General features: G+C 71.6%; 17 protein-coding genes. 3 read left to right on the top strand and 14 right to left on the bottom strand.

Translation table 11 applies throughout. The annotated features are described in order from the left end of the window. Positions 1–19: 19 nt before the first annotated feature. The 10 genes from OP04_RS20960 to OP04_RS21005 form a co-directional block, all read right to left on the bottom strand. Positions 20–6,685, bottom strand: a complete 6,666-nt coding sequence (locus tag OP04_RS20960) for a non-ribosomal peptide synthetase (protein ID WP_033341468.1) — start codon at positions 6,683–6,685, stop codon at positions 20–22. Further along, positions 6,682–10,029 (bottom strand): AMP-binding protein, encoded by a 3,348-nt coding sequence (locus OP04_RS20965; protein WP_085066635.1) that lies wholly within the window; start codon positions 10,027–10,029, stop codon positions 6,682–6,684. Before OP04_RS20965 ends, OP04_RS20960 begins: the two co-directional genes overlap by 4 nt. Then, positions 10,026–12,335, bottom strand: a complete 2,310-nt coding sequence (locus OP04_RS20970) for a pyridoxal-phosphate dependent enzyme (RefSeq protein WP_033341470.1) — start codon at positions 12,333–12,335, stop codon at positions 10,026–10,028. The genes OP04_RS20965 and OP04_RS20970 overlap by 4 nt, the downstream gene beginning before the upstream one ends. Further along, positions 12,332–13,249 (bottom strand): GHMP family kinase ATP-binding protein, encoded by a 918-nt coding sequence (locus tag OP04_RS20975; protein ID WP_051798462.1) that lies wholly within the window; start codon positions 13,247–13,249, stop codon positions 12,332–12,334. Before OP04_RS20975 ends, OP04_RS20970 begins: the two co-directional genes overlap by 4 nt. Positions 13,250–13,286: 37 nt before the next feature. Further along, positions 13,287–14,753 carry an argininosuccinate lyase gene (locus OP04_RS20980; RefSeq protein ID WP_085066636.1) on the bottom strand — a complete coding sequence of 489 codons (1,467 nt, stop codon included), beginning with the start codon at positions 14,751–14,753 and terminating at the stop codon, positions 13,287–13,289. 376 nt (positions 14,754–15,129) lie between these two features. After that, complete coding sequence (locus OP04_RS20985) at positions 15,130–15,774, bottom strand: ABC transporter ATP-binding protein (protein ID WP_033341471.1); 645 nt, start codon at positions 15,772–15,774, stop codon at positions 15,130–15,132. Next, positions 15,771–16,682, bottom strand: a complete 912-nt coding sequence (locus OP04_RS20990) for an ABC transporter ATP-binding protein (RefSeq protein ID WP_033341472.1) — start codon at positions 16,680–16,682, stop codon at positions 15,771–15,773. The genes OP04_RS20985 and OP04_RS20990 overlap by 4 nt, the downstream gene beginning before the upstream one ends. After that, positions 16,679–17,524: an ABC transporter permease gene (locus OP04_RS20995; protein ID WP_033341473.1), complete on the bottom strand. Its 846-nt coding sequence runs from the start codon at positions 17,522–17,524 to the stop codon at positions 16,679–16,681. Before OP04_RS20995 ends, OP04_RS20990 begins: the two co-directional genes overlap by 4 nt. Beyond that, positions 17,517–18,512, bottom strand: a complete 996-nt coding sequence (locus OP04_RS21000; RefSeq protein ID WP_232323674.1) for an ABC transporter permease — start codon at positions 18,510–18,512, stop codon at positions 17,517–17,519. The genes OP04_RS20995 and OP04_RS21000 overlap by 8 nt, the downstream gene beginning before the upstream one ends. Beyond that, positions 18,482–20,068 (bottom strand): ABC transporter substrate-binding protein, encoded by a 1,587-nt coding sequence (locus OP04_RS21005; RefSeq protein ID WP_033341474.1) that lies wholly within the window; start codon positions 20,066–20,068, stop codon positions 18,482–18,484. Before OP04_RS21005 ends, OP04_RS21000 begins: the two co-directional genes overlap by 31 nt. Positions 20,069–20,141: 73 nt before the next feature. On the opposite strand from OP04_RS21005, the gene OP04_RS21010 reads away from it, so the two are divergent. The 3 genes from OP04_RS21010 (at position 20,142) to OP04_RS21015 (ending at position 21,550) form a co-directional block, all read left to right on the top strand. Further along, positions 20,142–20,699 (top strand): GNAT family N-acetyltransferase, encoded by a 558-nt coding sequence (locus OP04_RS21010; RefSeq protein WP_033341475.1) that lies wholly within the window; start codon positions 20,142–20,144, stop codon positions 20,697–20,699. Positions 20,700–21,030: 331 nt separating this feature from the next. Next, positions 21,031–21,135 carry an aromatic-ring hydroxylase C-terminal domain-containing protein gene (locus OP04_RS56825; RefSeq protein WP_408606773.1) on the top strand — a complete coding sequence of 35 codons (105 nt, stop codon included), beginning with the start codon at positions 21,031–21,033 and terminating at the stop codon, positions 21,133–21,135. A gap of 64 nt (positions 21,136–21,199) precedes the next feature. Beyond that, on the top strand, positions 21,200–21,550 hold the full coding sequence (locus OP04_RS21015; RefSeq protein ID WP_033341476.1) for a hypothetical protein: 351 nt from the start codon (positions 21,200–21,202) through the stop codon (positions 21,548–21,550). Between the two features lie 30 nt (positions 21,551–21,580). On the opposite strand, the gene OP04_RS21020 is transcribed toward OP04_RS21015, so the two are convergent. From OP04_RS21020 to OP04_RS21035, 4 genes are read right to left on the bottom strand one after another with little or no spacing between them, the layout of a single operon-like run. Beyond that, positions 21,581–22,654 (bottom strand): ABC transporter substrate-binding protein, encoded by a 1,074-nt coding sequence (locus tag OP04_RS21020; RefSeq protein ID WP_033341477.1) that lies wholly within the window; start codon positions 22,652–22,654, stop codon positions 21,581–21,583. Next, positions 22,651–23,481, bottom strand: coding sequence for an ABC transporter ATP-binding protein (locus tag OP04_RS21025; RefSeq protein WP_033341478.1), 831 nt, complete (start codon positions 23,479–23,481; stop codon positions 22,651–22,653). The genes OP04_RS21020 and OP04_RS21025 overlap by 4 nt, the downstream gene beginning before the upstream one ends. Further along, the gene (locus tag OP04_RS21030; RefSeq protein WP_033341479.1) at positions 23,478–24,509 is read right to left on the bottom strand and encodes a FecCD family ABC transporter permease; all 1,032 of its coding nucleotides are present in this window, start codon (positions 24,507–24,509) and stop codon (positions 23,478–23,480) included. Before OP04_RS21030 ends, OP04_RS21025 begins: the two co-directional genes overlap by 4 nt. Further along, positions 24,506–25,282 carry a (2Fe-2S)-binding protein gene (locus OP04_RS21035; RefSeq protein ID WP_157240118.1) on the bottom strand — a complete coding sequence of 259 codons (777 nt, stop codon included), beginning with the start codon at positions 25,280–25,282 and terminating at the stop codon, positions 24,506–24,508. Before OP04_RS21035 ends, OP04_RS21030 begins: the two co-directional genes overlap by 4 nt. Between the last annotated feature and the right edge of the window lie 14 nt (positions 25,283–25,296).

Here is a 25,296-nt window from a genome sequence, read left to right on the forward strand (position 1 = left end):
TCCTGGGGTGGGCGGACGGCTACAGCGACAGGACGAGGGGGATGAGCAGACCGCCGCGTGTGGCCTCCTCGACCACATCGGCCCAGTGCGCGGAGGCGACGATGTCGCCCTCGTGCAGCGGCCCGCCGCTGATCCTGCGCGCGATGGCGTCGAGCGCGTCGCGGTCCGCGTCGTCGATCAGGACCGTCTCGCGCACCAGCCGGTCCGGGGCAGCGACGAAGGACTCGGCCAGCCGCACGCAGGCGGTACGCAGCCGGCGCGCGGTCTCATCGGTGAACAGCGACCTGTCGTACTCGAGGAGAAGCCCGAGCTCGTCGCCGTCGTCGAAACGCAGCGTCAGGTCGAACATGCTCCGGGTGCTGGCCAGGTCCGACACCTCGGCGGCCAGGTCGGGCAGCAACTTCGTGGTCCGAAGCGGCTGGGTCACCGACACCACCACCTGCACCAGCGGTGGCACGCCGGGCCGGCGAGGAGCCCGGACCGCGTCGACGATGCGCTGGAAGGGCAGGACCTGATGGTCCATGGCCTCCAGCGCGTGTCCGCGGACGGCCGCCAGCAGTGCCCTGGCGGTCACGTCCCGGTCGACGGCGTAGCGGAACGGCAGCGTATTGGCGAAGAACCCGACCACCTCCTCAGTGCCCGGTACCGTGCGACCGGCGACCGCCGCCCCGATGACCACGTCGGACTGCTGCGCCAGGCGGGCGGCCAGCGCCGCCGACACGGCGTGGGCGAACATGAACGTGGTGGTGCCCTGCCCGCGGACGAAGTCCGCAATGCGGCGGGTACCGACGACATCCCATCGGTGCCGCAGCCGCCCCGCCTGGCGGGTGCGGTCGTCGGTCCGCGTGTGATCGGTGACGAGGTCGAGCTCGCCGGAGTAGCCGTCGAGGTATCCGCGCCAGAAGTCCGCCTGCTCCTCTGCCTGCGGGGTTCGCAGATACTGCTCCTGCCAGACCGCGAAGTCGCCGTAGCGCAGCGAGGGAGGGGCCGGGGCGAGGCGTCCGTCCAGGGCTGCCTCGTACGCTTCCCGCAGCTGGCGGATGATCAGCTCGTTGGACCAGCCGTCCGTGACGATGTGGTGGCCGCTCCACTCCAGCACGTGCCGTTCGTCGGAGAACCGGTGCAGCACCGCCACGGTCAGCGGGCCGGTGCTCAGGTCGAACCGGCGCGACGTCCGGCGCTGCCGCACATGGTCGAGGACCGCGTCGGTCCCGGCGCCGGCCAGGGCGTCCGGTGCGTCACGCTGCTCCAGCCGCAGCCGCGCCGCCGGGTCGCTGATCTGGAACGGGACACCGTCTCGGTCGATGATCCTGGCCGAGAGCGCGTCGTTGTGGCCGGTGATCACGTCGAGGGCCGTGCACAGCTCCGCCACCCGCAGCGGGCCGCGCAGGTCGAGCAGGTAGCCGCTCTCGTACGAGGTGTCGTCCGGGTCGAGCTGGTTGAGGTACCAGAGGCTGGACTGCGCCATCGTCAGCGGGAACTCGTCCAGGTCCGTGATGCGTACCGGCGCGGTGAGCGCGGCCGGGGCCGGCCGGTCCGATTCGGCCAGGCGGGCATCGATCTGCGCGGCCAGGGCACGCACGGTCGGGTTCTCGAACAACAGGCGGACCGGGAGAGTGACCGGGAAGCGGTCCCGCAGCCGGGCGAGTACCTGCGTGGCGTGCAGCGAGTGCCCGCCGAGGTCGAAGAAGTCGGTCGCGGGGCCGGGAGGTGATGTCTTCAGGACCGCGGCCCAGACGTCCGCCACCGCGGCCTCGGTGGCGGTCAGGTCGGCGGCGTCGGCGGCGATGCTGTCGGTGCCGCCGTGTGCGGAGGCGGCCCACTGCTCCAGCAGCCGCCGGTCCACCTTGCCGTGGGTGGTGCGCGGCAGGGCCTGCACCGCAAGGAGCAGGTCCGGGATCGCGAACCTCGGCAGTGTGCGGGCGAGCGCGGCCCGTACCTCGTCGGTGGCGAGATCCCGGCGGACCACGCCGTCGCCGATGCCGGCGCGGGCCGGCTGATCGGCGACCGTCGGCACGTAGAAGCCGACCAGCTGCCGGCCGCCGTCCGGTGCCGGCCGCACCACCACGGCGCTCTCCTGCACGCCATCGACGCCGGCCAGCGCGCGGACGACCTCGTCGACCTCGACCCGGTTGCCTCGGATCTTGACCTGGTTGTCGAAGCGGGCGAGGAACTCCAGAGACCCGTCGGCGCGCCGCCGACCGCGGTCACCGGTCCGGTAGATCAACGCGTCGCCACCGGCGAACGGGTCGGGTACGAACGCGGCGGCCGTACGGTCCGGGTCGTTGATGTACCCGGCGCCGACACACACGCCACCGACGTACAGCTCGCCGGGTGTGCCGGCGGGTACCGGCTCACGGTCGGCGTTGAGGACGTAGACGGCCATGTTCCGCAGCGGTCGCCCGATCGGCACCGAGGCTTCCTGCTCGTCGACGTGGCTTTCGACGCGGTGGTGAAGGCAGTCGTCGGAGGTTTCGGTCAGGCCCCACATGTTGAGCAGGGTCACGTGAGGCAGTAGCCGCCGGAACGTGTTGGCGCACAGCGGTGTCAGGGTCTCCGCCTGCGACGCGACGTAGCGCAGGGCGTCGAGACGGAACGTGTCCGGGCCGTAGTAGTCCAGCTCGGCGTTGAAGACGTTGAGCACGGACGGGGTGACCTCCAGGACGGTCACCCGGTCATCGGCGACGGCACGCAGCAGGCGCGGGGCGTCCTGACCGATCTCGTCGGGATAGATGACGGTGGTGGCACCGACCGCCAGCGGTGCGACCAGCTGCCATATGGAGATGTCGAACGTGGCCGCGGCGTCCTGCGAGACCCGGTCGCCGGGGCCGAGCCCGAACTCGTCGATCTTGGCCTGGAGGTGGTTGAGGAAGCCGTCGTGCCGGATGAGCGCCCCCTTCGGCTCGCCGGTGGAACCGGAGGTGAACAGCACATACGCCGGGTCCCGCGGGCGTGGTGGGGACAGGCGCGGGATCTCACCGGGATCACCGTCGGCCAGCACGTCGGCCAGATCGCGGACCGGCACGGAGACGGTGTCCCGCACCGACTCGCGTACCGCCGCGCCGAACCGCTCGTCGCAGACGATGACCGCGGGCTCCGCGCGCCGCACCATGCGACGGATCCGGTCGACCGGGCCGTCGGGCAGTGGCAGATACACGGCACCGCAGCGCAGCACCGCGAGGAACACGACCAGGTAGTCGATGTCACGGACGGCGGCCAGGCCGACGATGGTGCCCGGCGACACCCCGCCGGCGCGCAGCCGGGCCGTCGCGGTGTCCACCCGGGCACCCAGTTCGCGGTAGCTGATGCTGCGGTCGGCGCAGATCGCGGCGATCCGGTCGGCGTGGGCGGTGACCGCGCGGTCGAACACGGGCACGAACCCGCTGTCGTGCGGCGTGTCAGCCGGTCCGTGCGACAGCGCCAGCTCGGCGGCCCAGGCGTCCTCGCCGAGCAGACGTCGTTGGGACGGCCGGAGGTCGGGTTCGTCGACGACGCTGTGCAACGCGTTGCGGTAGATCTCGGCGATCATCCGCAGCTGCGGTGCGGAGACGCGTTCCAGGTTCGCCTCGAGGTCCAGGCTCAGCAGCCGGGTGAACGGATCACGGTTGAACTCCGCCCGGAGCGTGAAGTTGGTCTGGATGTAGCCGAATCCGTCCAGGACCTCGATCCCGGTGGCGTGCGCGATCTGCTCGTAGCCGTGGAAGTGGGTGTAGTTGAACATGATGTCGGTCAGCTCGCTCTGGCGTGCCACCCGCAGGATCTCCGCATGCGGGAACCGGCGGACCGGAAGCAGCTGCCGCTCCTTGGCGGCGGCGGCCGCGACGAGTTCACGCCAGGTGTTGCCGCGTGGCTGGAAGCGGTGCGGCACCAGGTTCAGGTGCAGGCCGATCACCTCCGTGCCGCCGTCGGCCTCGACCCGGCCGTTGGACGCCACGCCGATCAGCAGGTCCTCCTGACCGGTGAGGGTCATGACGACCCGGGCGTGGACGGCCATCAGGACATGCTTGACCGACACTTCGCTGGCCGCGGCGAGCTGCGCGATACGTTCGGACAGCACCGGCGGCACCTCGACCGCGAGGAAGCCCATCCGGCCCGCGTGCACGTCGGCCGACCCGCCGGCGAGCAGGGGAAGGAGCGTCGGTTCGACGTCGGCGAGTTCCTGCTCCCAGAACCGCCGGGCCTGCGGGTCGTGCAGTGTGGCCTGCTCCAGTGCGATGAAGTCGGCGTACCGGCGCGCCGGGACCGGCCGAGGTTCCTCGTCGCCGGACAGGAATCGCCAGTAGTCGGTGAGAAGCTCAGCCAGCAGCGAGGTCTCGCTCCAGCCGTCGAACATGGCGTCGTGGAAGCTCATCGAGAGCATGAACTCGTCGGTCCCGAGCAGATGCACGGTGAACCGGACGAGCGGTGCCGTCTCCCAGTCGTAGGGCACGTGCATCTCCGCGGCGCGCCACCGCTCGAACGCGTGCTGCTGATCCTCTCCGGCAAGGTCGCGCAGGTCCGTGACGGACAGCGGCGCCGTGGCGGTGGTGTGCACCAGCTGCAACGGCTCGGAGTACCCGGCCAGGTGGAAGGAGGTGCGCAGAATGTCGTGCCGCACGACCACGCGTTCCAGCGCCCGGCGCAGGAGGCGCTCGTCGAAGGGGACCCGGAGCCGGAACATGAAGATGTCGCAGTACATGTTGACGCCTTCGGCGTACGCGCTGTGGAACATGACGCCCGCCTGCAGACGGGCCAGCGGGTACGCGTCGGTGACGTCGGACGGCAGTGCCTGCCGGTCGTCGTCCGAGATGAGACTGAACGCGGCGACCGCGGCGGCAGGTGTGGCGTCGGCCTGGCCCGCGGTCTCGGCGAGAAGTCTCGGGGTCTGCAGCGTGTAGATGTCGGCGATGTCCAGGTCCAGCCCGCGTGCCGCCGCGGCCGTCCGCAGCTGGACGACCAGGATGGAGTCACCGCCGACGGAGAAGAACGAGTCGTCGACGCCGACGCCTTCCACGGCGAGGACCCGCTCGAACAGCTCGGCGATCAGGAGCGCGTCGCCGGACGCCGGCGCGGTGGTGCGGTCCGGATCATCCTCCCGCAGCCGGTTCGCGGCGCTCGGCGCCGGCAGCCGCGCGACGTCGATCTTGCCGTTCGCGTTGACCGGCAGTGCGTCGACGGGTACGACGAACGCGGGGACCATGTAGGGCGGAAGCTGCTCACGGAGCTGCTCGAAGAGTACGGGCGGCCGGAACCCGTCGCCGGTGCGAACGTAGGCGACGATCTTCGGCGTGCGGTCGGCGGCCCAGGCGACCGCGTCCTCGCCGCGCACCAGGCGACGCACCGTGGTGATCTCCCCGGCGGGTGCGGCCGTGGCGACGACGGGATTGCGCGGTGGCGCCGGCTGACGGACGACCACCGCGGCGGCGTGCACACCCGGTACCGTCGCCAGCACCGCGCGGATGTCGCCCAGCTCGATCCGGTAGCCGCGGATCTTGACCTGCTCGTCGGCCCGGCCCAGGTATTCGTACTCGCCGTCCGCGGTGCGGCGCGCGAGGTCACCGGACCGGTAGGCGCCGGCGGGGAACCGCTCGGCGGTCAGTTCCGGCAGACCGAGATAGCCCGCGGCGACCCCGGCGCCGGTGATCACGATCTCGCCGGGATCGCCGTCGGCGACCGGCTGCCCGTCGGCGTCGTGCAGCCGGAACTCCAGGTCCGGCAGCGGCCGCCCGATCGGGCTGACCGCGGAGTCCAGGTCCGAGGACCGGATCCGCCGGTAGGACGCGTGCACCGTCGTCTCGGTGATGCCGTACATGTTGACCAGGGCAGGTGCCTGGTGGCCGTACTTCGTCACCCAGGGCCGCAGGTCCCGGGGCCGCAGCGCCTCGCCCCCGAACACGACCCAGCGCAACGACAACCGGTCCGGTAGTGCTGTCTCGTGCGCCATCAGCGACGAGAACGCCGTCGGGGTCTGGCTGAGCATCGTGACCCGTTCAGCCTGCAGCAGCTCGCGCAGCAACGCGGGGTTCCGGGTGGTGTCGTGGCCGGCCACGACGACGCGTCCGCCGGACAGCAGCGGGCCCCACATCTCCCACACGGAGAAGTCGAACGCGAAGGAGTGCAGAAGCGACCACACGTCGGTCGGCCCGAATCCGAACAACGGCTGGGTGGTGGTGAACAACCGCAGCACGTTGGCGTGGGTGACGACGACACCCTTGGGCCGGCCGGTGGTGCCGGAGGTGTAGATGACGTACGCGGGCGATGCGGGACCCGGCTGATCCGCTGTCACCGCCGGTCCGGAGTTCTCCCCGACATCCTCGATCAGCAGGCGCGGGATTCCGGCAGGCACGGCGCCCGCGGTCTCGGCCGAGGCGACCACGAGCGCGGGAGCAGCGTCCTCGGCGGTGACGGCGATCCTGGCCGGTGGGGTGTGCGGGTCGACGGGCACGTACGCGTGACCGGCGCGCAGCACGGCCAGGAACGACACGATGACCTCGTCGGAGCGGGGGAGCAGCACCATGACCCGTGCGGGTGTCTCTCCGGCGGCCTGCCGCACGGCGGCGGACAGCACGTGGGCGCGCCGGTGCAACTCGCGGTAGGTGGTGTGTCGGCCCTCGAAGGTCACCGCGATCGCGTCCGGGTGGCGGTGCGCGACTCGCTCGAAGGCATCGATCAGATTCGTCGCATCGGATGCGCCGAGGAAGGTCATGCTCGCCCCTCAGAGGTGGTCGTGTCGATCAAGGAGGACTGGTGCAGTGCCTGCTGGAAGGCTGTACTGATCGTCTCGGCCTTCGCATGGGTAACGAGTGCGCTGCGGTAGACCAGCCGGAAGGCGAGGCCGCCGACGTAACGGGCGCCGTAGAGGCTCACGGTGAAGGCGCAGTGCCGCGGTGGCACGTCGAGCACCTCGATGTCGGTGTCGCCGATGCGCTGGCGGGTGCCGGTCCACGGGATGGCGAAGCCGTCGTCGAACAGTCCGTGCGCGGACTGCTGGAAGGTGCAGGTGGCCTGGAACAGCGGGTGCTGGCCGTGCCGGGGCGGCGAGAGCCGGGAGACCAGATGGGATGAGGGCACCTGCGCGGTACGCAAGGCGGTGCGCAGCTGCTGCCATGCCATGTGCCGGGCGCCGGCCGGGGTGGGCTGGTCGTCCAGCACGCCGAGTACGGGCACCATGTTGACGAGATAGCCGATGGTCCCGGCGTAGCGGGAGTCGGTCCTGCCGTGGTGCGGGACACCCACCACCGGCCGCGGCTCGCCCGTGACCTGCTGCAAAGCCTGGAAGTACGCCGCCAGGATCGACACGAACGGTGTGTGCCCGTCGCGGTGCGCCGTCCGGTAGACGGCCTCTGTCGTGTCCGGGCCGACGGCGAAGTCGATGATCCCGGCGGTGCTGGACGCGGCCGCGCGCAGCGCCCGCACGCCGGTCCCCTCGGCTGGGAACAGCACCTGCGTCCGATACGGGTGCCACCGTTCGGCAAGCTCCTGCAGCGCCGTCTCAGCCTCGGCCGTCGACGCGCGGGCATGCGCGCCGGCTGCCCAGTCGATGGCGGAGGCGATCGCCGGTGTGCCGGCCGGCGGCGGGCGGTCCGGCAGGTGCTGCAGGATCGCGGCCATGAGCAGCTGCATAGACCAGTGATCCACCACGATGTGATGGCAGACGAGCGCGAGGACCGTGCTGCCCGGTGTCTGCACGACCGCGACCCGCACGAGCGGGCCGCGTTCGAGATCGAACGGCCGATGGCTGAACTCGGCCAGCAGCGCGGGCAGCCGGTCGTCGCCGGTGAGGCGCTCCGTATGCCACTGCGGCTGCGGGTCGTCCGGGACGATCTGTGTGCCGGAGCCGAGCGGTCCCATCCGCACACCCAGACCGGGATGGGCGTGCAGGACCGCGCGGACGGCGGTCCTCAGCCGATGCTCGTCGACCGGCGGCCGCAGCCGCACCGCGCAGACGATGTTGTTGGCGGTGTCCTGCCGGGACAGGTGGTGGTAGAAGTGCAGGTCGACCTGACCGGGAGCGGCCGGGAACTCGCCGACAGGCCTCGCGGCAAGCGGTGCGACACCGCCGGGGTCGGGGCCGGGTGGTGGATCGGTGGCGGCGCCGATCGCGGCGCGCAGATCAGACGGCGTCCGGTCCCCGAAGAACAGGTCGGCCGGCAGGGTCCGCCCGGTGCTGGACTCGAGCGCCGACTTGAGCCGGATCAACTGCAGCGAGTCCAGGCCCAGCGCGGCCAGCGGCCGGTCCCAGTCGGCGGCGTCGAGCGCGAACCCGGTGTGCGCGGTGAACGTGTGCTCCAGGCCGGTACCGGAGGCAGGCGCGGGAGCGAGCAGCGGCACGGCGCCGAGGACGCGTAACCGGCCGGCGGCGAGGCGGTCGCGGGTCTCGGCCCGGCGTATCTTGCCGCTGGAGGTCTTCGGCACGGCACCGGGTGGCACGATCACCACGTCGTCGAGTCGTAGCCCGGCGTGCGCCGTCACCCGCCGGCGGACCTCTGCGGCGACCTCGCGTACCAGGTCCGGGTCGTGGGCGAGTACCGACATGGAGCCGCGGGCGCACTCGGCGACGAGCACGAGCGCGCCGTCGTCCGGCCGCTGGAACGCCGCGGCCCGCCCGGCGTGCAGATACGGATGGCCGTCGGTCGCTGCCGCTTCGAGGTCGTGCGGATGGTGGTTACGGCCGGCGACGATGATCAGGTCCTTCTGCCGGCCGACGATGTAGAGCTCGCCGTCGAGCAGCGCACCGAGGTCGCCGGTGCGCAGGAAACCACCGTCCTGGCCCGGGATCGGGTGGCGGAAGATCCCGGCGTTGTCCGTGCCGCGTGCCCAGTACCCGTAGGCGACGGACGGCGATCGCACACAGACCTCACCGACTTCACCGGGTGCGGCGACGTCGCCGTCCGGACGGCGGATCACCACGCGGGTGTCCTGTGCCTCGGCGCCACTCGAGACGATGGTGACGGCATCCGTGTCCTGACCGCCCGGGTCGGGGGCCAGCAGGCCCGTCTGCAGTGCGGCACGGGACACGTCCCGGCTCGGAAAGCCGGTGCCCGGTGCCGGACCGCTGACGAACAGGGTCGCCTCAGCCAGCCCGTAGCACGGGTAGAACGCCGATGCGCGGAAGCCGTACGGCTGGTACAGCTCGGCGAACCGGTTCATGGTGGCGGCGCTGACCGGTTCGGAGCCGTTGAACGCCACCCGCCAGTTGCTGAGGTCCGCGCCTTCCAGCCGCGCCGGATCGTGACGGTCGACGAGCATGCGGTAGGCGAAGTCCGGCCCGCCGGAGCAGGTGGCCCGGTATCGGGCCATGGCCAGCGGCCAGGAGAGCGGGTCACGGACGAATCGCATCGTGTCCAGCAGTACGGCCGGGATGCCGACGGCGAGCGGCAGCAGCGCGGTCCCGATCAGGCCCATGTCGTGGTACATCGGCAGCCAGCTGACGACGGTGTCGTCCGCGCCGATGCGGAACCCGGCCGCGATGGCGCGGTGGTTGGACAGCAGGTTGCCGTGGCTGACCATCACGCCCTTGGGACGGCCGGTGGATCCGGAGGTGTACTGCAGGAAGGCGATGTCATCCGGGGACACGACCGGGTCGTCGAGCGGGTCGCCGGCCGTGCGGATCTGTTCGATGGTGTGCACGGCCGCACCGGTGCCCGCCGGGGCGGTGAGGCCGCCGAGAGCGGCGGCGATGTGCTGCGTGGTCAGGATGTGCGCGGCGTCGCAGTCGCGGATCACCGCGTCGATACGGTCGGTCCGGCTGCCGGGCGCCGGCGGGTACAGCGGCACCGCCACGACGCCGGCGTAGAGGCAGCCGAGGAACGTGGTGAGGTAGTCGGCGCCCGGCGGGAACAGCAGCAGCGCCCGGTCTCCTGCGCGTGCCCGCGCGCGCAGACCGCCGGCGATGGTGCGGGCCGCCGCGTCGAGCTGCCCGTAGGTGACCTCCCGCGGCGGTGCGTCGGAGGCCGGGACGAAGGTCAGCGCGATCCGGTCAGGGGTCTGTTGTGCGCGGCGGGCGACCGCGGTCACGACGGTGTCCGCGGCGAGAGGTGGTCGGGTCATCGTCTGTCTCCTCCCACACTGACGGCCTCGTCGGCAGGGCTCTCATCGGGAACGGGCGTCGGGTCGACGGTGATGGACAGCCGGGTGTGTGCGCTGTCGAGCGCATCGTGGACGTGTTGCCGGGAGCCGGTGGCGATCACGTAGCCGAGGCGGTCGTAGGCATCGCGTGGTGGCCGCACCTCGTCGCCGGCCGTGGCGGTGATGGTGACGGCGCGGACTCCCGGCACCCGCAGGGCGTCGTTGGCGCCGGTGATCGTGGTCAGCACGCCGGGATGTGCGGCGAGCAGGAACCGGATGCCCGCACAGCCGTCTGTGGCACCGTGCAGGCGCAGGTCGCGTCCGGCTGCCGCGTTCAGCTGCTCGCCGACGAGGTCGATGCCGGTGACCAGCCGGACCAGCTCGGGGATCATCCCTCCGGCGGGGCGCGGGTTGATCTCGATGATCACCGGTCCGGCCGGTGTCCATTTGACCTCGGTGTGGCTCGCGCCCCAGGTCAGGCCGACCGCGGTCAGCGCGCCTTCGACGGCGCGGGTGATCTGCGCGGCCGTCTGGCTGTCCAGGGCGGCGGGGAAGACGTGGCCGGTCTCGACGAAGTACGGTGCGCCGGTCACCGACTTCTCGGTGATGCCCACGCAGTGCAGGCGTGTGCCGTCGCCGACGATCTCGACGCTGTACTCCGGGCCGGTGACGTACTGCTGGACCAGCACCTCACCGGCGGTGGGCAGGCCACGGACGTTGACGACGGTCCGCAGCAGCGCCTCGGTGCCGGCCACGGCCTCCTCGGCCGTCGCGCACAGCCGCACGCCCTGGGAGCCGGATCCGTCGGCCGGTTTGATCACGCACGGCAGCCCCGTCACGGCCACCGCGTCCGCGACCGCGTCCGGGCTGGTGACCGCCACCGTTGCCGGCTGCGGCACACCTGCGGCGCCGAGCACGTCGGACAGCAGTCGTTTGTTCCGGCATGCGGCCACGGCGTCCGGGTCGGCGCCGGGTGCGCCCAGCCATGCGGCCAGCTCGGCGACGGCGTGCGTGTAGAAGTCGCTGGTCGTGGTGACCCCGGCGATCTGCTCCCGCGGGAACCGTTCCTGGATCGCCGCGCGCAGCGCCGCCTGCGTGCCGGTGGCGACCTCCAGCACCTCACATCCGGTCTCGTCGAGGCCGCGGTAGCGGCTCGGCCGGTCGGTGAGCAGCACCGGGACCAGGCCGATAGCCTGCGCCTGGCGGATGGCCAGCATGCCGGTGCCGGTGGTGTTCGACTCCACGAACAGCAGGTGTTGCGGGAGTCCTTCCGGGACGGTGCGGGTCGAGGACGACCAGGCGATCGCGACCTCGCCGGCGCCGAGGGTGTGCGGTACCTGGCGGGCCGGCAGGGCTGCCAGCCGGTCAGCGGCCCAACGGTCGTCGTAGACCGTGCCGGTGTACCGGTCGCCGCGGTCGGGAAGGATGCCGACGATCCGGCTGCCCTCCGGCGACGTTCGCGCCAGGCGCCGTAGGACCCGGTACACCGAGCCGGAGGTGTTGCCCGCGAAGATCTGCTGCTCACGGGCGAGGTCCCGGGTCGAGTCGAAGGCTTCGCGGTCGTTGAGCCAGTGGATCTCGTCGAGGAGCCGCCGATCGAGGTTGTACGGGTGCAGGCTGTTGCCGAGGCCGCTCTGCAGCCGTCCGGGCTCGTCCGGCTGGTCGAACAGCACGCTGCCGACGCAGTCGACACCGACGACGCGCAGCTGGGGCAGCCGGCGGCGCAGCGCACGGGCGGTGCCGCACAGCGATCCTCCGCTGCCGGTGGAGCCGACCAGGACGTCGAACTCGCCGAGGTCGTCGAGCAGTTCGGCCGCGAGTGTCTCGTACGCCCGGGGGTTGTCGGGGTTGCGGTACTGCTGCGGCCAGAACGCGTGCGGCAGGTCGCGCCGCAGGTCGGCGAGCATCTCCAGTCGTGCGCTCTGCCAGCCCTGCGCGGACATCTTCTCCACGACGTGCACCGTGCAGTCGAGGGCGCGCAGCTTTTCCAGGGTGATCGGGTCGATGCGGGGGTCGGTGACGATGTGCACCGGGTGTCCCAGCGCGGCGCCGACCAGTGCGAGGCCCAGCGCCATGGTTCCCGACGAGCTCTCGATGATCGGGGCGCCCGGCGCGAGCGTGCCGATCCGGCGCGCCTCCAGCACCATCTGCCGCGCGACGCGGTCCTTCATGGCGAACGGGTTCTGCAGCTCCAGCTTGGCGTAGGTCTCGGTGCCAGGGGCATCGTCGGTACGCAGCCGCAGCAAGGGGGTGTGGCCGATCATGTCGACGACATTCGCGTGGATCATTGACCGTCCTCCGGCGTGCCGAGCGTGGTGTATACGGATGCCGATCCCGGCAGTGGCCGGCAGGCGCCGCGGACGTGTGCCACCGCGTCCGCGGCGCTTCCGGGAGCGAGCAGGACGCCGATGTTGGTGCCGCTGTGCGTCACCACGACGCCGAGGCCGTCGACCTCGTGGCACAGCCGGATCATCATGGTCAGTTCTGCGCGTGGCATGAGCCGTGTGCTCAGCTCGGCGCTGCGCGTGCAGACGCGGCCGACCGTGCGCAGGTCGTGCTCGCGGACCGCGGTCGCGAGCCGCCGGTACAGCCGGCCGAACTCCTGGGTGTCCTCGGCCGAGTAGGGATGGGGGAGCCGGTTGAACGTGACGGTGTCCACGGCGCCGCCGGCGTCGTAGGCGACCAGCGTGAGCGGGGGCAGCAGGCCGAGCCGCTCACGGAGCCGTACCTCACGGTGGTAGAAGGCGACAGTCTCGGCGTACATGACCCCGTCCGTCGGCTCGACATCGCGCAGCAGCCCTTCGACGGTGGTCTCGTCGAACGCCTCGTCGTAGGCGTCCGCGACGGCCCGTACGGTCGCTACCAGGTCCGCCGACGAGCTGGCGAGCCCTTTGCCCTCCGGCAGGGAACTGTCGATCGTCAGTGCCCCGCCTGGTGGAGCGCCGAGCAGCGCCAGCGCGCGGCGTGCCACCGCCAGTGACTTCCTCTTCCGCGCGGGTGCCACCTGGACATCCGGCAGCGTGGCGTCGGGTGTGAACGTGGCGTGGGCGCCGATCGAGAGCGGCAGGGTGACGAGAAAGTCCCGGCCGTCGTCGGGCGAGACGCCTTGTAGGAGTTCGCCGAAGCTGCCGGGCGCGAATCCGTTGCCCACGCGTGTGGCGGGCCGGTCGGTCAGCGCCAGCTGGAGGTGCTGGTTGGTCATGGAAGTTCCCCCGTGATGGCCGTTGTGGAGTCCCGGATCAGGGAGTGGCGCGGACCTGGCGTGCGTGCCATTCCTCGGTCAGCTGCTGCAGCTCATCGCCGAGCTCGTTCAGCAGCAATGCGACGGAGTCCGGGTGGGTGGATCCGTATGAGCGTTTGACGGAGAGCACGGAATTGGGGTCGAACGACCGCGACAGCAGTTCGCCGCCGTTCTTGAGGTGGTGTCCGTGCCGCACGGAGATGTTATGAAGAAGCTCTTCGTCCCCCGGATACGGCGACAGGCCATCGGCCATGGCTGCGGTGATGTAGGCGCCCGCGATCACCTGTGCCCGACGCCACGGAATCCCTTGTTCTATGGTGAGCGCATTGGCGAGACTGAAACCGCCGAGAAAGTCTCGCCGGCATCGATCCGCCATGTGCTCCGCCCGGAACACGAGGTTCCCGGCGACCAGGTCGAACAATTCGATGACGGCGTCGGCGGTGTCGAGCGCGTGATGCACGTTCGCGGTCGACTCCTTGGAGACCTCGACCATGTTGGAGAACGGCGTCGCGCGCTGCACGACGGCCACGTCGAGGTGAGATGCGGCAAGGTGGCCGGTCTTTCCGCGGAGCCTTTCAAGAACGGGAAAGTTTCGTTTCTGCGGCATCGAGGCCGAGATTCCGGACAGGGCGTCCGGAAGGTCGATGAATTGGTACTCGCTGCTTCCCCAGGCCATCAGGTCGGTGATGAAGCGGCTCAGTTCCGTGCCGAGCAGCGCCAGTTCCGCGGTCAGTTCGGCCGCCCATCGCCGCGATGCCACCGCGCTGAGAGCGCTGCGGGACGGTGCGGCGAAACCGAGCGCGGCCGCCAGCCGATGCCGGTCCCAGTCGAGTTCCTGGCCGGTCATGGCGCCGGCGCCGAGCGGGCAGCGGTCCATGGCGTCGTAGGAGGTGAGCCATCGGCGCGCGGCGTGGACGAGGTGTTCGGCCAGGGCCGCGAGCCAGAAGCCGGGTGTCATCACCTGCGCCGCCTGCAGGTGGGTGTGCCCCGGCATCGGGTCACGGGTGAGGTGCGCTGCCCGGTCGCGCACGGTCTGCGCGCAACGCAGCAGTGCGCCGGCGAGCCGGCACCATCGGGCGCGGGCGGACATGAGCTGCGCGGTGGCCTGCGAGTCGTTGCGGCTGCGGTCGACGTGCCAGGCGGGGACCGGGTGCGGGAGCCGGGACTCGATGTACCGCTCGAGTGCGAGGGAGATGTCGGAATAGTTGCCGTCCGGGTCCGCGGTCAGCGAGGCGGCGTTCAGGTCCGACAGATGCCCGGCTATCAGTGCGCAGTCGTCGGCCGTCAGGATGCTGAGCCGCCCGTATTCTGACAGCAGCGCCTTTTCGACGGCCACATAAAATGGCAAAAGCGCGTTAACCTCGAAGTCGAACTGTGGTTGTAGCACCAGTCGGTGCACGGTGGCCGCCGGGCCGTGCGAGATCCTGCCGGAAAGGCCCGGCCCTGCCATTTCGGTGCTGGTCATTGTAGCGATGTGCTCCTCGTAGCCGACAAAAGGCGTCGTACGCACAGAAAGCTACGCCCGGTGGAATTGTGCCGGGCGTGCGAATGCGGGCAGGCTGAACGAGCCGGATGATTTGAGGTCCGGTGTGACACGCTGAAGGCATGACGCGTCTGCGGAATGAAGAAAGTCAGCTCAGATGGCTCCAGGCAGCGTCTGCGGCGTAACCCCCGTTATGGTCGCGCGCTGTGAAAACGACCCTACCGTCCAGAGTGGTCATTGCCAAGGATTGCCCGGTGGCGCTCGTTCAATTGGTGAAAGTTGATCTCCCAGCTATTCCCAAGGAAAATGGCATGGTGGTCCCCGAGCTGCGGGTATCCGGTCGCTTCCCATCACGTGGTCACCATGTCTCGACCCGGTCGGCCCAGCGGTCCAGCAGGACGGCATCATGGCTGACCACCAGCACGCCGGTGCCGTGCCGGCGCTGCTCCTGGGCGATCACGGCGGCGACATGGGCCTGAGTGGACGCGTCGAGCATGGTCGTCGCCTCGTCACACAGCAGGTAGGCGGGCCGGTGCACGAGCGCACGGGCCAGGCATGCCCGCTGCAGCTGGCCGTCGCTGACCTCGTGCGGGCGGCGGGTGAGCAGGTCCGCGGTGAGCCCGACCCGGTCCGCGAGCTCGGCGACACGGGCCCGGGTGTGCGCGCGTGCATGGCCGGTGGCGTGCAGCGGCTCGGCGATCAGGTCGGCGAGCCGCAGCCGCGGGTCGCTAGCCGCGCGCGGGCTCTGGAAGAGCACCCCCACGCGGGTACGCAGCGCAGCGCTCACCCGGTGGCGGACGCCGGACACGACGACGCCACCGAGACTGACGTGCCCGGCGTCCGGCGCGTGCAGCAGCGCCAGCACCCGGACCAGCGTGGACTTCCCGCAGCCGGACGGACCTCGCAGCCCCACGGTCTCCCCGGCGGCCACGCCGAACGAGGCGTCACGCAGCACCGTCAGGCCCCGGTACCCGGCGGTGACGCCGTGCGCGACAAGGCTCATGCCGCGGCCACCAGCGGGTGATGGCAGGCCACCGGCCCGCCGGGCTGCACGCCGCAGGCATCGGTGCGGCGCGGGCAGCGGGGTGCGAACGCGCAGCCGGGCGGCAGCGCGGTGAGCATCGGCGGGTGGCCGGGGATCGGGGTGAACGCCCAGTTCGGCAACGCGTCGAGCAGTGCGGCTGTGTAGGGGTGTGCGGGCGCGCCGAACACGTCCCGGGCGGGGCGGTGCTCGGCGATACGGCTGGCGTACATGACCGCGACCGTGTCCGCGACCCGTTGCGCGGCGGCCAGATCGTGAGTGATCAGCAGGACCGTGCCGCCCGCGTCACATCGCCGCCGCAGCAGATCGAGGGTGTGATCGACGAGCGGCCGGTCGAGGCCCGTGGTGGGCTCGTCCGCGATCAGCAGCGGAGGGTCGGTGGCGAGCGCGAGCGCGGTCGTCAGCCGCTGGGCCATGCCCCCGGACAGCTGGAACGGGTACCGGTCGAGGTCGGCGTCGTCGAGCCCGGCGTCCGCGGCCACCTCGGCGGCCAGGCCCGGATCGCGGCCGTGGGCGCGCAGCGTCTCGGCGAGCAGGCGGCGGCCGGTGCGGACCGGGTTGAGCGCAGTGGCCGGGCTCTGCGGGATCAGCCCGAGCCGCCGCCCGCGCACCTCGCGCGCCAGCCGTTGCTCACCGCAGTGCAACAGATCAAGATCTTCGCCGAGGTACGCGTGCCCGGTGACCTGCGCGTTGCGGGGGAGCAGGCCGAGCAGGGCATGAGCGAGCACCGACTTGCCGCACCCGGACTCGCCGACGACGGCGAGCAGCTCTCCCCGGCGTACCTGCAGGTTGATGTCGCTCAGGGCTTGGACGGCGGCGCCGTGGAGCCGGAAGCGGACGCCGAGACCCTCGATCCTCAGCGCCGTCACAGGTCCAGCTCCGCTCTGACCCGGGGGTCGAGATGGTCGCGCCAGCGCGCGGCGAGCACGGCGATCGCGAGCGTGACGGCCACGATCAGCAGGCCGGGTACGAGGCTGGCCCACCAGGCGCCGGTGAGCAGCGACCGCTGCCCGTCGTTGATCATGTTGCCGATCGAGGCGAGGTGCGGCGGCAGGCCGAGGCCGAGGAACGACAGCGAGGTCTCGTGCCACACCGCGTGCGGGATCATCAGCGTGGTGGCGAGCGCGATCTTCGGCAGCACGTGCGGCAGCAGGTGCCGGGTGAGGACCCGGGTACGGGTCGCGCCGCCGCAGATCGCGGCGTCGATGAACGGGCGGGTGCGCAGCGTGAGCAGCTCGGAGCGGACGATCCGGGCGGTGGACAGCCAGTGGGTGAGCCCGATCGAGACGATGACCGCGCCGAGGCCGGGTCGCAGCATCGCCACGATGAAGATGCCCAGCAGCAGGTGCGGCAGGGCGGCGAGCGTGTCGACCAGGCGCATCAGGATCCGGTCGGTGACACCGCCGAGCAGCCCGGCGATCCCGCCTACCAGACCGCCGAGCACGGTGGCGGCCAGCGCCGCGACCACCCCGACCAGCAACGACACCCGCAGCCCGTAGACCGCCCGGTGCAGTACATCGCGGCCGAGGTCGTCGGTGCCGCCAGGATGAGGCAGCGACGGTGGCACGGCAACACGGTCGAGCGCGACAGCGCTCTGATCGAGCGGACACAGCCACGGCGCGGTCAGCACGACCAAAATCGTGGCGGTGAGCAGGATCGCCGCGGTCGTCGCCGCCGGACGCGGCCGGCGCAGCACGGTGAGGTCAGCCATCGATGCGCACCCGGGGGTCGGCGGCGGTGTAGGCGAGGTCGGTGGCCAGGTTCGCGGCGAGCACGACCGCGGTGGTGATCAGCGTGATCGCGGCCAGCAGCGGGAAGTCGCTGCCGAGCGCGGCCTGCACGCTCACCGCGCCGAGTCCGGGCAGCGAGAACACGGTCTCGACCAGCACCGACCCGCCGACCAGCTCCGGCAGGTGCGTGCCGATCAAGGTCAGGAACGGCAGCAGTGCGGTCCGCAGCGCGTGCCCGAACAGCACCACCCGGCCCGGCAGCCCGCGTGCCCGTGCCGCCAGCACATGGTCGTCGCGCAGGCTCTGCGCGACCGAGTCCCGTACGAACAGCAGGAACCACGGCGCCTGCGATATTGCCAGCACGGTCACCGGCAGCACCAGATGATGGGCGACGTCGCCCGCGCTGACGCCGGTCGCGGTGACGGTGGTGAGCCCGCCGGCCGGGAACCAGCCGAGGCCGAGCGCGAAAACCGCGATCGCGGCCAGCGCCAGCCAGAAGACCGGCATCGACTCCACCGCGTACGCGCCCGCCCGCAGACCCCGGTCGAGCAGGCCACCACGCCGGTACGCCGCCAGCGTGCCGGCCAGCAGACTGACCGCGAGCACCACGGCGAGGGTCACGCCGATCAGCAGCAGCGTCCACCCGGCCCGCGCGGCGATCACATCCGCGACCGGCTCGTGCCGGCTGGTCGACCAGCCCAGGTCACCGCGCAGCAGATTCCCGGCCCAGCGGGCGTACTGCACGGGCAGCGGGTCGTCGACACCCCAGTTCGCGCGGATTTGCGCGAGCACCTCCGGCGAGGTCGTGAACGCGGCCGCGCCCGCGTACTGCTCGGCCGGGTCGACCGGGGACGCGGCACCGAGCGCGAACATGCCCGCGCTGGTAGCGGCCAGGACCGGGACGGCCACGGCCAGCCGGCGGCGCACCACCCGCCAGATCACCGTCGCGTCCAGGACGCGATGTTCCACCACAGACTGTTGGCCACGTCGTGCTCATGCGCCTCGACGCGCGGGGTGACGCCGTTGACCGTGTCCCGTACGACGTAGGTGTGCTGCAGGTAGGTCAGGAACACCCATGGCGGATCCGCGGCCAGCTGCTGCTGGAACACGGCGTAGGCGGCTTTGCGGGCAGCCGGATCGGCGTGGTCACGGCCGTCCTGCAACGCCCGGTCGACCGCCGCGTTACGGTACGAGCCGGGATTGAAGTAGCCCTGCCCGGCGAACTGCCCGCCGAACAGCTTGTAGGAGACGAAATCCGGGTCGTACGGCGTGCCGTACCCCATGATCAGGGCATCGTCCTTCATTCGCGGCCGGATCGCGTCCCAGGTCAGGCCCTCGGGCGTGACCTCGACGCCGACCTTCTCAGCATCGGCGACGACGGCGAGCGCGAGCTCCTTGCGGAGGCTGTCCGCAGCCGGATACATGAGGATAAACGCGGCACGCTGCCCGCCTTTCGCCCGGACACCGTCCGCACCGGCGGTCCACCCGGCGGCGTCGAGCTCCCGGGCCGCGGCCGCGACGTCGCCGCCGGCCGTGCCCACAACGGACGGTTCGGCATAGGCGGAGCCGGGCGGCACCGGGCCGAACGCGGGCTCACCGGCCCCGCCCAGCACGCCTGTGACCATCGCGGCCCGGTCGACGGCGGTGTTGAGCGCGCGGCGGACGGCGAGATCACCGGTGACCGGCGCGCCCATCGGCAGCATCACACCCCGGTAGTCGGCGGTCGGCACCCGGTGCACCGCGTATCCGGCGACATCACCGAATCCGGAAGCGAGCTTCGGCGCCAGCTCGACCGCGTCGAACTCCCCGGCCCTTGCCCGCTGCGCACGCACGTTGTCGTCCCCGACGAACGCGACCACCACCGTGTCGTTGGCCGGAGCGCCACCGTAGTAGGCGGTGTTCGCGGCGAGCACGAGCCGGTCGCCGGGCGTCCAGGACGTCAGACGGTACGGCCCGGTGCCGATCGGCTGCCGGTTGAACGCGGCCGTGTTGACGTCCTGCCCCTGCAGCGCCGCCGCGGGCACGATGCCGAGCACCAGCCGTTGCAGGAACGGCGCGTAGGCGTACTTCAGCGTGAACGTGACGGTGGTGGCGTCCGGGGCCTCGACCCGGTCGATCATGTCCAGGTCGGAGCGCAGCGTGGAGTCGACCGACGGATCCAGGACCGACCTGTAGGTGAACACGACATCGGCGGAGGTCAGCGGCGAACCGTCATGGAACGCGACTCCGGGCCGGAGGGGCACGGTGATCGTCTTCCCGTCCGGGGACACCGTGGGCAACTGCGCAGCGAGTGCCGGCACCAGCGTGTTCGTGGCATCGCGGGCGACCAGGCCGTCGAAGATGAGGGAGGCGCCGTCGGTGCCGAACCCGAGGATGGGATTGAGCGTGTCCGGCTCCCCCGCCGTCGCCACGACGAACGTGCGGGCGTGTGCGCTGCTCCCGGCGGCATCCGGGTGGGAGCAGGCGGCCAGGACCAGGGCACTGGTCGTCAGGAGGGCGGTGAGGCGGTGGGCGAGCGGGCGCATGCGGGCTCACTTCCGATCGACGCTTCTTGATCGCCATCTTGACGCAGTTACCAAAAGGTGGCAATAAGTGAGGATGGAATTCTTGCGGATCGTGCACGGGCCGGCGACCCTCGGTCACATCGACGAGCTGGTCGCCCTCTACGCGGCGGTGTTCACCGCACCACCGTGGAACGAGACCGGCGATGACGTCGAGGACTTCCGGCGCCGCCTGCACACCGATGCGGACCGACCGGGCTTCCGCGCCGTCATCGCCGGCGAAGACGGCTTCGCCACCTCGTGGACCACCACTCTGCCGCTCCCACCCATCCGCGCCTACCAGCGGATCGAGGCATACCTCGGCCCGGACCAGGTACATGAGCTGCTGGGCGGCGCGTGCGAAGTCGACGAACTCGCCGTCCGCGCGTCAGCCCGAAGGCAAGGGCTCGGCCGACGCCTGATCGAGGCGGCTACCGCCCGTGCGGAACGCGCCTGGCTGGTGACCTCCCGGGACGCACCGGACACCATGGAGTTCTACCGCCGTGTCGGCTGGCGGCAGGTGCCGCCGCTGCCCGGCGATCGCGCCGCGTACGGCGACCTGGTCGTCTTCGTCCGATCAGAGCCGGCCGGAACCCACGGTGTCCGAGCGGTGTGAGGTGACGATCCCGGCCTCCGCACGCCATCCCGCAGAAGCGGTGCCGTACCTAGGCAGGAAGCCGAAGGCCCGGCGCGAACCGTGCTGACGAGCGTGGTCACTCTCGTCGTACTCGTGAGCCGCCGCCGGCGCTGAGAGCAACGCGGGGAGGAGTTGGCGTTGGCTGATTCGGGCCTTGGCGTCTTCGCTCAGGTGGAGGGTTGGTGAACTCGCCGGCTCGTGCAGCCGGGACGGTCAATGCGGCGGAGCTGGCGAGAAGGTCCTGGAGGTGTTCGGAGGCGCTGGCGGGCGGCCGGTGGGAGTGATCATCGACAGGAGACAAGCCATCGTGGTGGGGACCGGTGGCGTGCTGGTCCGGCCGGACGGTCACGTGGCGTGGCGCACTGCCGGGGACCCGGGGGCGTACGGCAGCGTCCGTCGTCGCAGAACTGTGTGAACCGCGCGTGGGTCGCGTTCCGTAATCCAGGACGACCCTGACGGACCGTCTTCCGGAGCACATCGTGAACCTGCCGGACCTTCGCACCTACCGCCTGCACCGCACCCTGCCCGAGGCGGACTTCGAGGGTGTGCCCGTGCCCGGCCTGCACGCGGAGTTCTACCGCAGGCCGGTCGGCGACCGGATCGCCAGCGTCGGCCGCTACTCCTACAACGGCCGGAGACTGCTGCTCGCCTGGGGTTACGTCGGCGAGGAGCACTGCCGTTACTCGGCGGTCCGCGATCCGCGCCGGGGATGGCAGCCCGCGACGCAGGGCTGCCCGGACGTCCGCGTGGTCCGCGACGGCGAGGCCGTGACCGGCTTCGCCGTGCGGGACGCGCGCGGACGCTGGCTCAGCCCGCAGACGGTCAGCTGACCCGCGGTCCCACCGGCACGCGCCACGTCGTCAGCGCAGCCAGGCGTTGCCGGGCAGGTCGCTCAGCTTGGTGACGTCGAGTTCCGGCGTGATCTGGGTCGCCGGCGCGAGGCCGTAGTGCTCGATCGCCTTGCGTACCCACTCCGCGGAGTCGATGTTGAGCGGGCCGGAGACCCACATGGCGTAGGGCAGGTTGACGAACCGCTCCTCCTTGACCGCGGCCAGGTTCCGCGACGCCGGATTGGCCTTCAGCGTGTCCACCTTCTGCTGGAAGCTCTGACCGGGGTAGTCGACGAAGAAGATGACGTCCGGGTCGGACGCGGCCAGGCGCTCCCAGCCGACCTCGGTCCAGGTGTCCTCGACGTCGGCGGTGGCGTTCGTGACACCGGCCGCGTCGAAGATCGCCTGCGGACCGCCGAACGAGCCGGAGGTGAAGATCGCGTCGGTGCCGGAGTCGAACAGGAACGCGGTCGGTGTCTCCGCGCCCTTCGGGGCCGCGGCCAGCGCCGCCCGCCGGGTCTCGATGTCGGCGACGACGGCGTCCGCGGTCGGCCGGTGGCCGGTCAGGTCGCCGATGTTGTGCAGGTCGGTGGTGAGCGCGGTCCAGGCGTCCATCGTGCCGCGCGCGCCGTCGTCCTGCTTGCAGGTCTCGCTGAGCAGGTACGTCTTGATGCCGTGCGTGGTCAGGTCCTCGGGCATGAGGTTGCGGGACTCGCTGAACCCGTAGCCGTACCCGGCGAACATCATCTCCGGGTTCACCGCCAGCACGTTCTCCAGCGTCGGGTACTCGTCGCCGACCACGGTCAGTGCGTCGACCCGCGCGTCCGGGTAGGCGAGCCGCAGCACCGCCTGATCACGGCTCATCCCGGTGACCGCGACGAGCTGATCGCGCGCGCCGGCCGCGAGCGCGATCGAGATGATGCCGCCGTCGTAGGCGTAGAGCCGGGTTATCGGCTTGTCGACGCTGACGGCCTGCCCGCAGTTCTGCACGGTGATCGCGCCGGCGGACGTGGCGCCGTCGCCGCCGGTGCCGCCGCACGCGGACAGGGCGGACAGACACAGGACAAGAGCAGAGCCGACCACGGTACGGGTATGTCCGGTCATCTCGGTGACGCGTCCTCTCGGTGATGGATGAGCAGGTGAAGCTGATCTCGTTGCGGATGCGGCACCTGGACCGAGCCGACGCCGAAGTGCGCCGCCACGTGCGCGGTGCTGAGCACCTCGGCGGGCGGTCCGAACGCGACGATCCCGGCCGGCGCCGTCGCCGGGTCGGCGCCGGGCGGCCAGCCGACGACGGCGAGCCGGTCGAAGAAGCGCAGCGCCAGGTCGAGGTCGTGCACGGTCGCGACCAGCGTCCGGGCGCGGGCGGCGAAGACGTCGAGCAGGTTGAGCTGCCAGGCCACGTCGAGGTGGTTGGTCGGCTCGTCGAGCAGCATCACCGGGCACGCCTGCGCCAGGCCGCGGGCCAGGACGGCCCGGCGTTTCTCGCCGCCGGACAGCTGGTCGCAGGCGGTGTCGATCCGGTCGGCCAGCCCGACCGCGTCGAGCGCGTCGCGGACCAGGCCGAGTTCGGTGCTGCCGCCCCGGGACCAGGGGCGGGTCTGCGGCACCCGGCCGAGCGCGACCATCTCGCCGACCCGCAGCTCGGCGGCCGTGAGGTCCTCCTGCGGGACGTACGCCACCCGGCGGGCGCGTTCGCGGGCGGGGACCCGGCGCAGGTCGGCGAGCCCGTCGTGCCCGTCGGTGATCAGCGCGGTGCCGGTGCTGGGGTGCAGCACGCCGGCGAGGACCCGCAGCAGCGTGGACTTGCCGGCGCCGTTGACGCCGACGATGCCCAGCCGGGTGCCGTCGGGGACGTCGAGGTCGACACCGGCCAGGACGGTGCGGCCGCCCAGCTTCGCGGCGACGCCGTCCAGGCGCAGAGCGGTCACCGGTCTCCTCCGAAACGGTACTGGACCCTGCCCATGAGCAGCAGGAACAGCGGGGCGCCGAGGACACCGGTGACGACGCCGAGCGGGATCTCCTGTGGCCGGACCGCCATCCGGGCGAGCACGTCGACCCAGATCAGGAACAGCCCACCGGCGGCCGCGGCGACCGGGAGGACGACCCGGTGCCGGGCGCCGACGACGAGCCGCGCCGCGTGCGGGATGATCAGCCCGACGAACCCGACGCCGCCGCTGACCGCGACCAGCACGCCGACGAGCACGGACAGGCCGATGAACAGGCCGGTGCGGATGCCGGCCACGTTGACGCCGAGCGCGGCGGCGGTCTCCGGGCCGGCGGCCAGCGCGTCCAGCCAGCGGTGCACGGCCAGCATCCCGGCCGCGAGCACGACGACGAGCGCGGCCGGGATCCAGAGCTTCTCCCAGGTGGCGCCGCCGACGCTGCCGAGCATCCAGAACATGACCGAGTTCGCCGCGCGGGTGTCGTCGCTGAGGAACACCAGCAGCGACGCGATCGCGGACAGCCCGGACGAGAGCACCACGCCGGACAGCACCAGCCGTAGCGGGGTCAGGCCGCCCTGCGCGGTCGCGATCATGAAGATCAGCAGCGCGGACCCGACCGCGCCGAGCAGCGCCCCGCCGGAGACCGCGTAGACGCCGAAGCCGGCCAGCGCGCCGGTGGTGATCGCGGCCGTGGCGCCGACCGACGCGCCGGAGCTGATCCCGAGCAGGTACGGGTCGGCGAGCGGATTGCGGACCAGCGTCTGCATCCCGGCCCCGGCGACCGCCAGCCCGGCACCGACGACCACCGCCATCAGTGCGCGGGGCAGGCGGAGTTCCCAGACGATGACGTCCCAGCGTCCGGCGGGCGCCCCTTCGAGCCGGTCGGTGACGGCGGCGACGACGTCGGCCAGCGGGATGCTCTCCGACCCGAAGGCCAGCGACGCGACCACGCTGAGGACCGTCAGCACGACCAGCACCAGCATCAGCGGCCAGAAGGCCAGTCGTCGTGTCATGAGGTGACGCTCCAGGCTACGGCGACGGGTGCGGTGCGGCGATGACGTGCACGCTGCCTGTGTATTCGTTCGTCGCGATGCAGGTGCGGGCAGGAGTCGCAGGGCGCGTGCCCGGGACCCAGCCGGATGAGGCAGCAGGTCCGGCGATGCTGCAGGAGCAGGCCGGGTTCCACGTCGTCGGCCGCAAGCGTGACCAGGTTCCGGCCAGCCAGCCGTTCCACGGCCGCGATCACCTCGGCACCGGCGGCGGCCACCGCGGCGCGGTCTTTCGCACCGGCGCCGGCGTGGATCCGGGCCACCGCGCCGGCCATCGAGGCCGCCGGCCCGCCCAGCGCTGCGGTCGCGGTGAGGTTCGTGTTCGGCAGCACAGCCTCGGCCAGCGGCGCGACGTGCGTCACCACCGCCTGCCCGACCCGGCGTGCGCCGGCGTCGTGCCCGAGGATGTGGTCGGCGTGCCGGACACCGACGGTGGCCCCGTGCCGGTCGACGCGCACCTGCCAGAGCCCGTGCCGCAGCGACATGAGTCGGCCGGTCATCGCCCACACGATGAGGACGACCGGCAGCACCCGCCCGGTGTAGTGCTGCAGAGCGCAGGCGGCGCCGGGTGCGGCGTGCGGTGTGCCGAGCCAGGCGCTGTAGGCCGGGACCGCGCGCTGCCACCAGCGCGGATCCGTCAGCGTCACGGCCGGGATGAAGGCCTCGTCCCCGGGCGGTGCGTAGAACGGCGTCGTCGCGTGCAGGTGAGCGCGCACATCGGCTGGCAACACGTCCACGGCGAGCGGGACCC

Source organism: Catenuloplanes japonicus, from assembly GCF_000717135.1.
Classification (GTDB): Bacteria; Actinomycetota; Actinomycetes; order Mycobacteriales; family Micromonosporaceae; genus Catenuloplanes; species Catenuloplanes japonicus.